This is a genomic window from Streptomyces sp. NPDC026394, from assembly GCF_055567735.1.
The window spans coordinates 23,284-37,857 of sequence record NZ_JBVHPX010000020.1 but is presented as its reverse complement, the minus strand read 5'-3'; the positions used below and the strand labels follow the sequence as shown (position 1 = coordinate 37,857).

Annotated in this window: 11 protein-coding genes; 3 read left to right on the top strand and 8 right to left on the bottom strand. The window is 73.3% G+C overall.

The window, feature by feature from the left end; translation table 11 throughout:
* Positions 1–153 precede the first annotated feature (153 nt).
* The 4 genes from recX to ACZ4QV_RS32875 all read right to left on the bottom strand — a co-directional run bounded on the left by recX (position 154) and on the right by ACZ4QV_RS32875 (position 3,866).
* Entirely contained in the window at positions 154–846 is a 693-nt protein-coding gene (gene recX, locus ACZ4QV_RS32890; RefSeq protein ID WP_361155681.1) for a recombination regulator RecX, read from the bottom strand.
* Between the two features lie 6 nt (positions 847–852).
* Positions 853–1,980 carry a recombinase RecA gene (recA, locus tag ACZ4QV_RS32885; RefSeq protein ID WP_125053912.1) on the bottom strand — a complete coding sequence of 376 codons (1,128 nt, stop codon included), beginning with the start codon at positions 1,978–1,980 and terminating at the stop codon, positions 853–855.
* 219 nt (positions 1,981–2,199) lie between these two features.
* Positions 2,200–3,435: an AI-2E family transporter gene (locus ACZ4QV_RS32880; RefSeq protein WP_467763801.1), complete on the bottom strand. Its 1,236-nt coding sequence runs from the start codon at positions 3,433–3,435 to the stop codon at positions 2,200–2,202.
* 236 nt (positions 3,436–3,671) lie between these two features.
* Positions 3,672–3,866, bottom strand: a complete 195-nt coding sequence (locus tag ACZ4QV_RS32875; RefSeq protein WP_361155678.1) for a DUF3046 domain-containing protein — start codon at positions 3,864–3,866, stop codon at positions 3,672–3,674.
* A 339-nt stretch (positions 3,867–4,205) separates the two neighbouring features.
* Between ACZ4QV_RS32875 and ACZ4QV_RS32870 the strand changes: the two genes are divergently transcribed.
* Positions 4,206–5,132 (top strand): hypothetical protein, encoded by a 927-nt coding sequence (locus ACZ4QV_RS32870; protein WP_361591366.1) that lies wholly within the window; start codon positions 4,206–4,208, stop codon positions 5,130–5,132.
* 39 nt (positions 5,133–5,171) lie between these two features.
* Here ACZ4QV_RS32870 and ACZ4QV_RS32865 read toward each other — a convergent pair whose 3' ends face one another.
* Positions 5,172–5,318: a hypothetical protein gene (locus ACZ4QV_RS32865; protein WP_361638509.1), complete on the bottom strand. Its 147-nt coding sequence runs from the start codon at positions 5,316–5,318 to the stop codon at positions 5,172–5,174.
* 412 nt (positions 5,319–5,730) lie between these two features.
* On the opposite strand from ACZ4QV_RS32865, the gene ACZ4QV_RS32860 reads away from it, so the two are divergent.
* The gene (locus ACZ4QV_RS32860; protein WP_361638507.1) at positions 5,731–7,125 is read left to right on the top strand and encodes an MFS transporter; all 1,395 of its coding nucleotides are present in this window, start codon (positions 5,731–5,733) and stop codon (positions 7,123–7,125) included.
* Positions 7,126–7,169: 44 nt separating this feature from the next.
* Here ACZ4QV_RS32860 and ACZ4QV_RS32855 read toward each other — a convergent pair whose 3' ends face one another.
* From ACZ4QV_RS32855 to ACZ4QV_RS32845, 3 genes are all read right to left on the bottom strand, one after another.
* Entirely contained in the window at positions 7,170–7,478 is a 309-nt protein-coding gene (locus tag ACZ4QV_RS32855; RefSeq protein WP_361155671.1) for an AzlD domain-containing protein, read from the bottom strand.
* Positions 7,475–8,257 (bottom strand): AzlC family ABC transporter permease, encoded by a 783-nt coding sequence (locus ACZ4QV_RS32850; RefSeq protein WP_361618357.1) that lies wholly within the window; start codon positions 8,255–8,257, stop codon positions 7,475–7,477. The genes ACZ4QV_RS32855 and ACZ4QV_RS32850 overlap by 4 nt, the downstream gene beginning before the upstream one ends.
* 244 nt (positions 8,258–8,501) lie before the next feature.
* Positions 8,502–9,482: an AraC family transcriptional regulator gene (locus ACZ4QV_RS32845; protein ID WP_361155669.1), complete on the bottom strand. Its 981-nt coding sequence runs from the start codon at positions 9,480–9,482 to the stop codon at positions 8,502–8,504.
* Positions 9,483–9,625: 143 nt separating this feature from the next.
* Between ACZ4QV_RS32845 and ACZ4QV_RS32840 the strand changes: the two genes are divergently transcribed.
* Positions 9,626–14,425, top strand: a complete 4,800-nt coding sequence (locus ACZ4QV_RS32840) for an ATP-dependent helicase (RefSeq protein WP_361638505.1) — start codon at positions 9,626–9,628, stop codon at positions 14,423–14,425.
* Positions 14,426–14,574: the final 149 nt, after the last annotated feature.

Genomic DNA, 14,574 nt, shown 5'->3' with positions numbered 1-14,574 from the left:
CCGCGTCCCCACCGGGCCGCGCCTCCGCCAGGTCACCACCACCGGCTCGGGTCCCCGCCGGATCACGTCTCCACCGGCTCACACCACCGCCAGGCACGCCCCACCGGCTCATGCCCCACCAGGCCACGCCCCTACCGGCTCACGCCCACCGGATCACGCGTCCGGCAAGTGGTACTCCATCAGCTCCGGATCTTCCCCCTCCTCCTCCAGTGCCTGCCGGACCACCCGCAGGGCCAGGCCCTCCGGGTAGCCCTTGCGGGCCAGCATTCCCGCGAGGCGCCGTATCCGCTTCTCCCGGTCCAGGCCCCGGGTCGTCCGCAGCTTGCGGTCGACCAGTTCGCGGGCCGTGCGTTCCTCCTGCTCGGAGTCCAGCTGTCCGAGGGCTTCGTCGACCGTCGAGGGGTCGACGCCCTTGGTGCGCAGCTCGCGGGCGAGCGCCCGGCGGGCCAGCCCCCGGCCGTGGTGCCGGGACTCCACCCAGGCGTCGGCGAACTTCGCGTCGTCGATCAGCCCCACCTCCTCGAAGCGGGACAGCACCTCCTGTGCGGCGTCCTCGGGGATGCCCCGCTCGCGCAGGGCGTCCCCGAGCTGCTTGCGCGTCCGCGCGGACCCGGTGAGCAGGCGCAGACAGATGGCCCGCGCCTGCTCCTCGGGCGTACGCGGCGGTCCCGCCTCGGCCCTCGACGAGGAGGAACCACCGCCGTCCTTGCGTTTCCTACGGTTCTCGGCGCCGCCCGCGGCGCTGCCGCTCCCGCCCCGGCCGTCGTCGTCACGTCCCCCGTCGTGACCGACTCCCGCGCCGAGGCCGTAGCCGTGGTCGTCGGGCCATTCCGTTCGCCGCGTCACGACGGACTAGCTCTTGGCCGCGGCGGCCTTGGTGCCCTTGGCGCCCTTGGCGGCCGGTGCCGGTACGGACTTGGCCGGGGCCTCCGCGTCGGCCGCCGCACCCGCCGCGTCCGCGCCGGGCTCCGCCAGGTCCGCCGGCTTGACGCCGATGCCCAGCTTCTCCTTGATCTTTTTCTCCACCTCGTTGGCGAGGTCGGGGTTGTCCTTGAGGAAGTTGCGGGCGTTCTCCTTGCCCTGGCCGAGCTGGTCGCCCTCGTAGGTGTACCAGGCGCCGGACTTGCGGATGAAGCCGTGCTCCACACCCATGTCGATCAGGCCGCCCTCGCGGCTGATGCCCTGGCCGTACAGGATGTCGAACTCCGCCTGCTTGAAGGGCGGGGCGACCTTGTTCTTGACGACCTTGCAGCGGGTGCGGTTGCCGACCGCCTCGGTGCCGTCCTTGAGGGTCTCGATACGGCGGATGTCGATCCGCACCGAGGCGTAGAACTTCAGGGCGCGGCCACCGGTCGTGGTCTCCGGCGAGCCGAACATCACGCCGATCTTCTCGCGGAGCTGGTTGATGAAGATCGCGGTGGTCTTGGACTGGTTGAGCGCGCTGGTGATCTTCCGCAGCGCCTGGCTCATCAGCCGGGCCTGGAGACCCACGTGGGAGTCGCCCATCTCACCCTCGATCTCGGCCCGGGGCACCAGTGCGGCGACCGAGTCGATCACGATGAGGTCGAGCGCGCCGGAGCGGACCAGCATGTCCGTGATCTCCAGGGCCTGCTCGCCGTTGTCCGGCTGGGACAGGATCAGCGCGTCCGTGTCCACGCCCAGCTTCTTGGCGTACTCGGGGTCGAGCGCGTGCTCGGCGTCGATGAAGGCGACGGAGCCGCCGGCCTTCTGCGCGTTCGCCACCGCGTGCAGGGTCAGGGTCGTCTTGCCGGAGGACTCCGGGCCGTAGACCTCCACCACACGGCCGCGCGGGATGCCGCCGACGCCGAGCGCGACATCGAGTGCGGTCGACCCGGTGGGGATGACCTCGATGGGCTCGTTCGGGCGTTCGCCCATCCGCATCACGGCGCCCTTGCCGAATTGCCGTTCAATCTGTGCGAGCGCGGCGTCCAGCGCCTTCTCGCGGTCAGTGCCTGCCATGGCTTCCACCCGGTTTGCTTGAGTCGATCGCTTCACGTCCATGACGCTAACGCCTGCCACTGACAATGCGCCCGGACCCGGCTCCGGCCTGTGGATAACTCCCGGGAACTCCGGGCGGAAACACGGGTCGGACGTCTCATAAGAATAGATGTTCGATTTCAGTGTCAAGCGCACCACGCGGGGTCCGGTCCGGTCGCCCCGGACCGGCCGCCCGGCCTCTCAGCCCTCCTTGTCCCCCGCGCCGGGCCCGTTCCCGCCGCGCCCGCCGCGATCACCCTCGTCCCCGGCCCCGGACCCGTTCCCGTCCCCACCGGTTCCGCGGTCCTCCAGCGGTGCGGCCGGCGGCTCGTCGTGCAGGGACCGGCGCAGCCGCCGCAGGGCCGAGGTCGCGCGCCGGCGCCGGCCGCCGCCCCGTACCCGGGCGTCGTCCGTGATCTCGTACCGCTTCACGTACGCCCCCAGGAACGCCTGCAGTGTCGCGGTCGCCGGGATGGCGATCAGCGCCCCGACCGCGCCCATCAGCGCCGTACCGGCGATCACCGACCCGAAGGCGACGGCCGGGTGGATGTCCACGGTCTTGGCCGTGATGCGCGGCTGGAGCAGGTAGTTCTCGAACTGCTGGTAGACCACGACGAACCCGAAGACCCACAGCGCGTACCAGGGATTGACGGTGAAGGCGATCAGGATCGGCAGCGCGCCGGCGAGGTACGTGCCGATGGTCGGGATGAACTGGGAGACGAGCCCGACCCACATGCCGAGCGCGGGTGCGTACGGCACGCCCAGGATCTCCAGCAGGACGTAGTGCGCGATGCCGGAGATCAGTGCCATCAGACCGCGGGAGTAGAGGTACCCGCCGGTCTTGGCGACCGCGATCTCCCAGGCGCGCAGCACCTCGGCCTGCCGGGACGGCGGCAGGACCGAGCACAGGGCGCGGCGCAGCCGGGGGCCGTCGGCGGCGAAGTAGAAGGAGAACAGCGCCACGGTCAGGAGGTTGAACAGGCTGCCCAGGACGGTCGCGGAGACGGCGAGCACATTGTTGGCGCTGTCCTGGACGTACTTCTGCAGCCAGTCGGACTTCAGCAGATTGTTCTGCACCTCGACCCGCGAGAGGTGGGTGTGGAAGGTGGTGTTGATCCAGCTGATCACCGAGTCCAGGTACTGCGGGAACTCCTGGACCATGGTGGCGATCTGGCCCGCGAGCATCGAACCGAGCAGCGCGAAGAAGCCCGCGGTCCCGACGAGTATGCCGAGGAAGACCAGCCCGGTGGCGCCCCCTCGGCGCATCCCGCGCGCCGCCATCCAGTCCACGGCCGGCTCGACGGCCAGCGCGAGGAAGAAGGCGATCAGCACGTTGAGCAGCAGCGAGATGAGCTGGTGGAACGCCCAGCTGGCAAGCTGGAAGCAGGCCACGAGGGCGAGCGCCAGCACCATGGCGCGGGGCAGCCACCGTGGCATCCGCTGGGCGGCACCCCTGGGGCGCGGGTCGTCGTGGGTGGTGGGATTCTCGGTCGCTGGCACGGGCCCAGTGTCGCTCACACGTCTGACAACTCCCGCCCTGCCCCGCTCGGCACGGCCGCCCGCCGCCGCCCGAAACCTCCGTGCGGCCCCACCGCCCAGGAAGCGTCTCCCCCGGGACCGTCGCCCCCGAAGCCGACGCCCCTGGAACCGTCACCCCGGAGCCGTGACTCCCGTCAGCGCTTGTCGTACGGCACGTCCATCGTCGCGCAGACCACCCGCCACACGTCCTTGGCCTCCCACCCGTCCGCCAGCGCCTGATGCACGGTCCGCCCGCCGAGCCCGGACATCACATGATCGCGCGCGAACGAGTCCGCGTACGCCTCGCCGAAGTGATCCGCCATCCGCTCCCAGAAGACCGTCAACCGCATGAAACCCACTCCACACTCGCCTTGACCTGCACGTATCTCATATCCCGCACTCCCGCACGACCGCCAGGGGCCTCTCGAAGGAGTGCCCTCCCCTGCGGCAGGGCCGCGCCACCCTGGCGACGCGGCCTCCCGAACCGGCACGAAGGACGTTCATGTACGCAGAGTAAAGCCCGGGCCCTCCGCCACCGAGTGGCCATCCGCTGTCAGGCAGCCGTCCGCCACACGGCAGCCGTCCGCCGCCGGCCGGCCGTCAACCGCGCACGTCCGGTACCCCGCCCCTGAGAGTGCAGCCGCGTCCACGCCGATGCCGGGCGGAGCGCACGGCCCTACCGTCGGTCCATGGCGGAAAACGGAGCACCACAGCCGACCTCACTGGCACGTGCCGAGCGCTTCATCTGGCTCACTGCCCGGGTGCTCGAACAGCGCCGTTTCGCGTACCACTTCCTGGGAGGGAGCGCGGACGGTGTCGACGCCGCGCTCGCCGCGTACGCGAATCCCGACGGCGGTTACGGACACGCCCTGGAGCCCGACCTGCGCGGCCCGGTCAGCCAGCCGCTGCACACCGCGCACGCCCTGTACGTCCTCGACCTGATCGGGCGCTGCGGCGGGCAGCGGGCCGAGCGGATCTGCCGCTATCTGACCAGGGTGTCCACTCCGGAGGGCGCGCTGCCCGCCGTGCGTCCCGAGTTGCGCGGCTATCCGGCCGCGCCGTGGCTTCCGGTGCCCGACGACCCGCCGAGCGCCCTCCTGACCACCGGGCCCGTCGTGGGCCTGCTGCACCGCAACGAGGTGTGGCACGCCTGGCTCTTCCGGGCCACGGACTTCTGCTGGCAGGCGGTGGAGTCCTTGGAGAACACCCATCCGTACGAGGTCCAGGCGGCGCTCGCCTTCCTGGAGGGCGCACCCGACCGGCTGCGCGCCGAGGCGGCCGCGCAGCGCCTGGGCATCATGGTGCGCGAGCAGCGGCTGGTCCTGCTGGACCCGGACCGGACGGCGGACGCCCCCGTGCCCGACGGCTACGCGCCAGGTGAGCATCATTTCGCGTACGACTACGCGGCGAACCCCGGCTCGCTCGCCCGCCGCTGGTTCACCGACACGGAGACGGACCGGGCGCTGGACCACCTCGCCGCCCTCCAGCGGGAGGACGGCGGCTGGCCCGTGAACTGGCGCGTGTGGGCCCCCGGGACAGCGCTGGAGGGCCGCCCGATGGTGACGGTCAAGGCGCTGCTGACGTTGCGCGCGTACGGGCGCCTGACCGCCCGGTAGCGGTCGGCGGCGGGCCGGGCCCGTCCGCGTCCTCCTGGCTCAGCAGCGGGGCCGCCAGGGCGAGGCGGTGCCGTGCGGCGACGTCAGGTCGATGCCGGTCAGCTCACTGATCCGGGTGAGCCGGTTGTCCACCGTGTCCAGGATCTCGGCGTGACCGGGCAAGCCTTCGAAGGCGCTCGCGGACACCGGACTCGTACGGACGGGGCTGACCGACCGGAGGACCGACCGACCGGAGGACCAACAGCGGCACCTGGCCGGCACAGGTGCCCGACGCGCATGAGGAGCCGCTCGGCATGACGGATGGCAGAACGCAGCACGGTCCGCACAGGAAGAGCACCGGGGCGGGGGCCGGAGCCCCCGGCCCCGCTCTCAAGGGCGTCTCCGGGTCGGCCCCCGGGCACCTCGCGTACGCGAACCGCATCAGGGCGGGCGGGGACTCCCTGCCGCCCCACTGCACGGGCGCGTACGCCGGGGCTGGGCCGGTACGACCGGAAGCCGGCTCGTCCCAAGCCCACGCCGGTGGCGCAGAGCGGGGCAGGGGGGCCGTTCGGTGACCCGGGGCGCCGGAACCGGGGCACACCCCGGCAAGCAATCCGGAATGACTGCTTCCGAGCGTCGGCGGGCCTGGCGCACCACCTGGCTACTGGTCGCCTTCATGCTCGTCAACTTCGCCGACAAGACGGTGATGGGCCTGGTCGCCAACCCGGTGATGGCCGAACTGCACCTGACCCGCGAACAGTTCGGCACCGCGTCCGCCGCATTCTTCGCGCTCTTCAGCCTGGCGGCGCTCGGCGGCTCCTTCCTCACCCGTACGGCAGGTACCCCGGTCCTGCTGCTCGGCATGGCGCTGCTCTGGTCCGCGGCCCAGTTGCCGATGCTGTTCGGCGTGGCCGGGTTCGGCGTCCTGGTCGCCACCCGGGTGCTGCTGGGCGCGGCGGAGGGCCCGGCGACCCCGGTGGCGGTGCACCACCTGCACGGCTGGTTCGAGGAGCGCGACCGTACGCTGCCGACCGCGATCTTCCTGGGCGGCGCGGCGGTGGGTGTCGCCGTCGCGGCGCCCGTACTCGGCGCGGTCACCGCCGCGTGGGGCTGGCGCTGGGCGTTCGGCGTGGTGGGCCTCGTCGGCCTGGTGTGGGCGGCGGTGTGGCTCCGGTACGGCGAGGAAGGACCACTGGCGCCCCCGGTGGGGCGGCGGCCCGCCGACAGCGTCCCGGTAGGACAGCGGCCCGCCGGTAGCGTCCCGAGGGAACGGCAGGTTGTCGGTAGCGACCCGGTAGGTCAGCAGTCCTCCGGTGGCACCTCCGTAGCCGGCACCTCCGTCCCGTACCGGAAGCTGCTGCTCTCCAAGACCTGGCTGTCCGCGGCCTTCGGCGCGTTCGCCGCCTTCTGGACGGTGTCGGCCACGCTCACCTGGGCCGCGGACTACTTTCAGGAGGTCGGCGGGCTGGAGCTGCGCCAGGCGAGCCTGCTGATCATGCTGGCCGCACTGGCCAAGGGCACCGCGATGCTGGTCCACGGCCTGCTCGTACAGCGCGCGGGCCGGCGCGCGGCAGCCGGTCTGCGCCCCCGCATCCCCCTGCCCTCCGGTGTGAAGAACGGGCTGGTGCTGCTCCTCTCCGGCGCGGCGACCCTGGCCTTCGCCGCGACGGACGCACTGTGGCTGAAGGCCGTGCTGCTGCTCGGCCCGATGGCCGTCTCGGACATCATCATGACGGTGGCGCAGACCTCGGTCTCCCGGATCTCCCCCGCGGACCGGCGCGGCGTTACGCTCGGCGCGTTGACCTGCGTCTTCGCCCTGGCGGGCATCCTGGCGCCCGCGGTGACGGGCCGGCTGGTGGACGCCGGGGAGACCGTCGCGGACGGGTACCTCGGCGCGTTCGGCACGATGGCGGGCCTGACGGTGCTGGCCGGAGTGGCCGTGACGCTCTTCCTGCGCCCCGAACGGGATGCACGGCGGCTGGGGGTGGCGGAGGCGACGGTCGTACGGGGGTGAGCGCCGCGCGCCACCCGCCTCGCACCACCCGTACCCACCTGGTCTCACCCGCCCAGCGCCCGCACCCCCGCCGTCACCACCACCGCGACCGCCACGACCAGCAGGAACGGCGCGCGGAACAGCAGCGCCACCACCGCGGCACCGACGCCCGCCACCTTGGCGTCGAACAGCAGCTGCTGCCCGTCACTGAAGGTCTCCTGGGCGGTGAGCGCGGCGAGCAGCGCCACCGGCAACAGGGCTGCGAGGCGCTTGACGAGCGGCCGCTCCAGAGCACCCGCCGGTACCAGGAGGCCGAGGTACTTCACCAGGTAGCAGCCCACGGCGGTGACGCCGATCGCGATCCAGACACTCATCGTGCGTCCACCTCTCTCGCGCCGTTCCCCCGTACGGGCGTATCCACGACGGTTTCGTGCCCGTCGGAGGTACGCATACGGGCCCGGCGCCCCTCCAGGTAAAGGACGGCCGGTGCGGCGAGCGCCGCGACCAGGACCGGCACGCCCGCCGGCAGCAGCGGCAGCGACACCAGGAGCAGCACGACCGCGAGCCCCGCGGCGGCGCGTTCCACCGCCGAGGTGAGCAGAGGAGCCAGCAACGCCACGAAGACCGCGGGACCGGCAGCGTCCAGGCCCCAGGCCGCCCGGTCGCCCAGGGCACCGGCGCCCCTGGCCCCGGCGAACGTGGTGAGGTTCCACAGGAGGTACAGGGTCAGCCCGGTGACCGCGAACCCGAGGCGCGCGCTGCGCCGGTCGGGCTGGGTCAGGGCGACGGCCGAGGTCTCGTCGATGACCCAGTGGGCGGCGAACGGCTTGGCCGCGGCCCGGAGTCCGAGGAGGCCGGACAGTCGCAGCCCGTAGAACGCGTTGCGGGTGCCCAGGAAGAACGCCCCGGCCGCGGCGGTGAACGGATTGCCGCCCGCGGCCAGCGCGCCGACCAGCGCGAACTGCGAGGCGCCGGTGAACACCAGCAGGCTCAGCGCGCAGGTCTGCGCCACCGACAGTCCCGAGCCCACCGCGGTCACCCCGAAGGCGAAGCCGGACAGCCCGACGGCGACGCCGACGCCGAGCGCGTCCCTGACGACGGCGGAACGGGGCTTGGCCTGTCGTGACGGAGGCGTCTGCCGAAGCTCATGGATGTCTTGGGCCCCCTGGACCCCTCGGAGGTCTTGGGTTTCTTCTGTCTCCTGGGCCTCTGGGATATCTCGGATCTCTAGGATCTCCTGGACCCCTCGGGTCTCTTGGCTTCCCTGGACCTCTCGGAACTCCTGGTCCGCCTGGCCCTCCTGGCCTCCCTGGAACTCTTCGGACGTGTGTATCTCTTGGGGCAGTTGCGACTGCTGATCTCGTTCTCGCTGCGTTTCCTGTGCCACGCTCCGGACCCTAGGAAGCGCCCTCCCCCGCGGTCTTGTACGTTCTTGCGCCGCCCGCCCGCTCCCGCCGGTAGGCGCCCGGCGGCACGCCCACGATCCGGGTGAAGTGCCGGTTCAGGTGGGGCTGGTCGGCGAACCCGACGGCGACGGCGGCTTCGGCCGGTGCCGTACCGGCCTCCAGGAGCCGGCGCGCCCGGCGTATGCGGGCGTTCGTGAGCCAGGCGTGCGGCGGCATCCCGTACGCGTTCTTGAAGGCGCGCAGCAGCGCGAACGGGCCGGTGCCCAGTTCCCGGGCCAGTTGTTCCAGGGTCGGTGGTGCGGTCAGTCGTGCTTCCAGGAGCGCTCGGGCGCGTTCGGCGGTACGGGCTCCCGCCGTGGCGGGCATCCGGGTCGGCAGCGGGCCGCCGTGGCGCCGCAGCAGCCGGGCCACCACGATGCGCAGCAGGCTGTCGGCGGCCAGCGCGTTGCCTTCCTCGGCCGCGCGGTGCACGCCGTTGACGAGGCGGACGGCGAGCGTGTCGTCCACGAGGGTCTCGGTGAACGCGGCGGTGCCGGTCAGGCCGGTCGTCTCGGCCGCGATACCGGCGACGAGCTGTTCGGAGGGGTAGAGCGTGGAGTACGACCAGCCTTCCGGCGCACCGGCCTGCGCGGTGTGCGGCACCTCGGGATTGATCATGATGATGCCGCCGTGCCCGGCGTCCGTGACGCCGTCCGGCAGTCCGACCCGCTCGACGCCGCCGGTGACGGCGCCCAGGACGTAACCGTCGTGGGAGTGGCGGGGGAAGGAGTGCCGTACGTAGCGGGCGCGCAGCAGGTCCAGGCCGGGGAGTTCGCCGTACTGCCAGTGCCGGGCCCACTCGCCGCCTTTGCGGCCGGCGGGCGCCGAGGCCCGGGGCCCGCCCGTACGGGCTCCCGCGCCCGCCGCCACCGGGTCCGCCGGCCCCGGCCCGCCTTCCGCGCCTCGCGTGTCCTCCGCCCCGTGCCCCGTCATGGCTCAATTGTGCGGCGGACCGGCCCGCCGCGGCCGGTCCGTCCGGCACGTGGACTGCGCCGACCGCCGCCGCTCGCCCGCATCACCGCAGGTGAACGGCGGGTCACCGGCGATTGTCAGTGGTCCGTTGCACGATGGGGGACATGGCCAAGGCAGCGCTCGACTCGTTCTCCCCCGCGACCCGCGACTGGTTCACGGGGGCGTTCCGCGCGCCCACCGCCGCGCAGGAGGGGGCCTGGCGGGCCATCGGCGAGGGTTCGGACGTGCTGGTGGTCGCGCCGACCGGCTCCGGCAAGACGCTGGCCGCCTTCCTCGCCTCGCTCGACCGGCTCGCGAGCGTCCCGGTGCCCGCCGAGCCGAAGAAGCGCTGCCGCGTGCTGTACGTCTCCCCGCTGAAAGCCCTGGCGGTCGACGTCGAGCGCAATCTGCGCAGCCCGCTGACCGGCATCCGCCAGGAGTCCGTACGTCTCGGGCTGCCGGAGCCCGACATCCGGGTGGGCATCCGCTCCGGTGACACCCCGGCCACCGAGCGCCGGGCGATCGCGAACCGGCCGCCGGACATCCTCATCACCACCCCCGAGTCGCTCTTCCTGATGCTGACCTCCTCGGCCCGGGAGGCCCTGGAAGGCGTCGAGACGGTGATCGTGGACGAGGTGCACGCGGTCGCGGGCACGAAGCGCGGCGCCCACCTCGCGCTCTCCCTGGAGCGGCTCGACCGTCTGCTGGAGCGTCCGGCCCGGCGCATCGGCCTGTCGGCGACCGTGCGTCCGGTGGAGGAGGTGGCCCGCTACCTGTCGCCGCAGCGCCGGGTGGAGATCGTCCAGCCGCCGTCCGGCAAGGAGTTCGACCTGTCGGTGGTCGTCCCCGTCGAGGACCTGGGCGAGCTGGGCGGCTCCCCCGTCCAGGAGGGCGACACCGGCGAGAAGCCGTCCATCTGGCCGCATGTCGAGGAGAAGATCGCCGACCTGGTGCAGGCGCACCGCTCGACGATCGTCTTCGCCAACTCCCGGCGCCTCGCCGAGCGCCTGTGCAACCGGCTCAACGAGATCGCGTACGAGCGTGCCACCGGCGAGGCGCTGCCCGAGGACCACTCCCCCGCCGAGCTGATGGCGGAGGCCGGCGCCGCCAAGGGGGCACCCGCGCTGCTGGCCCGCGCCCACCACGGCTCGGTGTCCAAGGAGCAGCGGGCCCAGGTGGAGGAGGATCTGAAGGCGGGGCGGCTGCCGGCCGTGGTCGCCACGTCCAGCCTGGAGCTGGGTATCGACATGGGCGCGGTCGACCTGGTGGTGCAGGTGGAGTCCCCGCCGTCGGTCGCCTCCGGCCTTCAGCGGGTCGGCCGGGCCGGCCATCAGGTCGGCGCGGTGTCCCGGGGCGTGGTCTTCCCCAAGTACCGCGGCGACCTCGTGCAGGCCGCGGTGGTCACGGAGCGGATGCGCGCGGGGGCCATCGAATCGCTGCGCGTGCCCGCCAATCCGCTCGACGTGCTGGCCCAGCAACTGGTCGCGATGGCGTCGATGGACACCTGGGACGTGACCGAGCTGCTGGCCCTGGTCCGCCGGTCCGCCTCCTTCGCGGCCCTGCCCGAGTCGGCGTTCAACGGCGTGCTGGACATGCTCGCGGGCCGCTATCCGTCCGACGCCTTCGCCGAGTTGCGTCCGCGCGTCGTCTGGGACCGGGTGGCGCAGACGGTCACCGGCCGCCCGGGGGCACAGCGGCTGGCCGTCACGTCCGGCGGCACGATTCCCGACCGGGGCCTCTTCGGCGTCTTCCTGGCCGGCGCCGAACCGACGAAGGGCGGCGGCTCCACCCGGGGTGGCGGGCGACGGGTGGGCGAACTGGACGAGGAGATGGTCTACGAGTCCCGCGTCGGCGACGTCTTCACCCTCGGTACGACGTCCTGGCGCATCGAGGACATCACCCGTGACCGGGTGCTGGTCTCCCCGGCCCCCGGTGTGCCCGGCAGGCTGCCCTTCTGGAAGGGCGACCAGCTCGGCCGCCCCCTCGAACTGGGCCGCGCGCTCGGCGCGTTCCTCCGCGAGATCGGCGCGCTCGCCCCGGAGGCCGCCCGCGAGCGGCTGGCCGCCGCCGGCCTGGACGACTGGGCGACGGGCAACGTCCTCGCGTACCTCGCCGAGCAGAAGCAGACCTGCGGCCATGTGCCGGACGACCGCACGATCGTCGTCGAGCGCTTCCGCGACGAGCTGGGCGACTGGCGGGTGGTGGTGCACTCCCCGTTCGGCGCGCAGGTGCACGCCCCCTGGGCGCTCGCCCTCGGTGCCCGCCTCGCCGAGCGCTACGGCATGGACGCGCAGGTCATGCACGCCGACGACGGCATCGTGCTGCGCCTGCCGGACGCCGACCTGATGGGCCTGGACCTGCTCGACAGCGACACCGGCGACTTCGACCCGGCGGCCCGCGGCATGGAGTACGACCCCGAGCAGTCCCCCGTGGGCGCCGCCGACGTCGTCTTCGACAAGGGCGAGGTCGACCAGGTGGTCACGGACCAGGTGGGCGGCTCGGCCCTGTTCGCCTCCCGGTTCCGCGAGTGCGCGGCCCGCGCCCTGCTGCTGCCCCGCCGCACCCCCGGCAAGCGCACTCCCCTGTGGCAGCAGCGGCAGCGTGCCTCCCAGCTCCTCCAGGTGGCGGGCGAGTTCGGATCGTTCCCGATCGTGCTGGAAGCCGTCCGCGAGTGCCTCCAGGACGTCTTCGACGTACCCGGCCTGACCGAGCTGATGGGCGACATCGAGGCCCGCCGGGTCCGCCTCGTCGAGGTCACCACCCCCGAGCCCTCCCCCTTCGCCCGCTCCCTGCTGTTCGGGTACGTGGCCCAGTTCCTGTACGAGGGCGACTCCCCCCTCGCCGAACGCCGGGCCGCCGCGCTCTCCCTGGACTCCCGGCTGCTGGCCGAGCTGCTCGGCCAGGCCGAACTGCGCGAACTGCTCGACGCCGACGTCCTGGCCGAGCTGGAGAGCGAGCTCCAGTGGCGCACCGAGGACCGCCGGGTCAAGGACGCGGAAGGCGTCGCCGACCTGCTGCGGATGCTCGGCCCGCTCACCGACGGCGAACTGGCCGAGCGCGGCGCCGAGTCAGGGTGGGTACGGGAGCTGGCGTCGGCCCGCCGGGCCATCACGGTCCGTATCGCCGGCCGGGACCACTGGGCCGCGATCGAGGACGCCGGCCGGCTGCGCGACGCCCTGGGCACGGCGCTGCCCGTGGGCGTCCCCGAGTCGTTCACCGAGCCCGTGAAGGATCCGCTCGGCGATCTCCTGTCCCGCTATGCGCGTACGCACGGCCCGTTCACCTCCGAACAGGCCGCCACCCGCTTCGGTCTCGGCACGGCCGTCACCGACGGCGCCCTGCAGCGCCTGGCCGCGGCCGGCCGCGTGGTACAAGGCGAGTTCCACCCCTCCGGCATCGGCCAGGAATGGTGCGACGCCCAAGTGCTGCGCCGCCTGCGCCGCCGCTCCCTGGCCGCACTGCGGCACGAGCTGGAGCCCGTACCGCCCGCCGCCCTCGCGTCCTTCCTCCCGCAGTGGCAGCAAGTGGGGCCCCTGGCGCCCAAGGCTCCCTACGGACCGGGGACGGGCGGGTCGGGCGCGCGGCGCGGCGGCTCGTACGGCCTGCGCGGCATCGACGGCCTGGTCCGCGCCGTCGAGCAGTTGCAAGGGGCGTCCGTGCCCGCCTCCGCCCTGGAGAAACTGGTCCTGCCGTCCCGGGTCGGCGACTACGCCCCGGCGCTGCTGGACGAGCTGACCTCCACCGGCGAAGTGCTGTGGGCCGGCGCGGGAGCGCTGCCCGGCAAGGACGGCTGGGTGTCCCTCTACCTCGCCGACACCGCCCCGTTGCTCCTGCCGCCACCGCACCCGCTGGAGCTGTCCCCCCTCCACGAATCCGTCCTCCAGGCCCTCGCCCCCGGCTACGGCCTCTTCTTCCGCCAGCTCGCCGACCAGGTCCGCGCCACCACCCACCCCGAAGCGACGGATCCCCAACTCGCCGATGCCCTGTGGGACCTGGCCTGGTCCGGCCGCCTCACCAACGACACCCTCGCCCCGCTCCGGTCCCTCCTCGGCTCGGGCCGCACGTCCGGCTCGACCGCGCACCGCGCCAAGCGCGCGGTCCCCCGCGGCCGGTACGGCACACTGACCGCCGCCACCGGCCGTACGGGCCGCCCCACCGCCTCCCGCTCCGGCCCGCCCACCGTCGCCGGCCGCTGGTCGCTGCTCCCCGCCCCCGAACCGGAACCCACCCACCGCGCCCACGCCCTGGCACGCGCGCTCCTGGACCGCCACGGCGTCGTCACCCGCGGCGCCGTGGCCGCCGAAGGCGTCGAGGGCGGCTTCTCCGCCGCGTACCGCGTCCTGGCCGCCTTCGAGGAGACCGGGCAGGCCCGGCGCGGCTATGTGGTCGAAGGGCTGGGAGCGGCGCAGTTCGCGATGGACGGTGCGGTCGACCGGCTCCGCGCCGTCAACACCGGCCGCGAGCGGGCCGCCGACGCGTACGCCCAGGACGGCCCGGGGGACCGCCGCTCCGCCGGACCGCAGCGGGCCCTGGTACTGGCCGCCGCCGACCCGGCGAACGCCTACGGAGCCGCCCTGTCCTGGCCCGAGCCGCCCGACGGTTCCACGCACAAACCGGGCCGCAAGGCGGGCTCCCTGGTCGTCCTCGTCGACGGCGAACTGACGCTCTACATGGAGCGCGGCGGCAAGACACTGCTGGCCTGGACGCACGCCTCCGACGGCACGGCGCCCGACAGCGGCTCCCCCGCCGGCACCCGGCTGCGGCTCGCCCTCGAAGCGCTCACCGACGCGGCCCGCGCGGGCGCCCTCGGCACGATCACCGTGGAGCGCGTCAACGGCACCGCCGCCCTCACCGCCCCGCTCGCCCCTGCCCTGGAGGACGCCGGTTTCCACCCCACCCCACGCGGCTTCCGCCTCCGCCCCTGACCACCACGACGCAGCCGCCCGCACACCGGGTCCGCGGTCCGCATCCGCAGACCGCGTCCGTACGCCCCGTCCGCGTATCGCGACCGCACACGACGTACGTGGACGGCACCCGCACACGAATTCGGGGACGGCACCCGCACACCGCATCC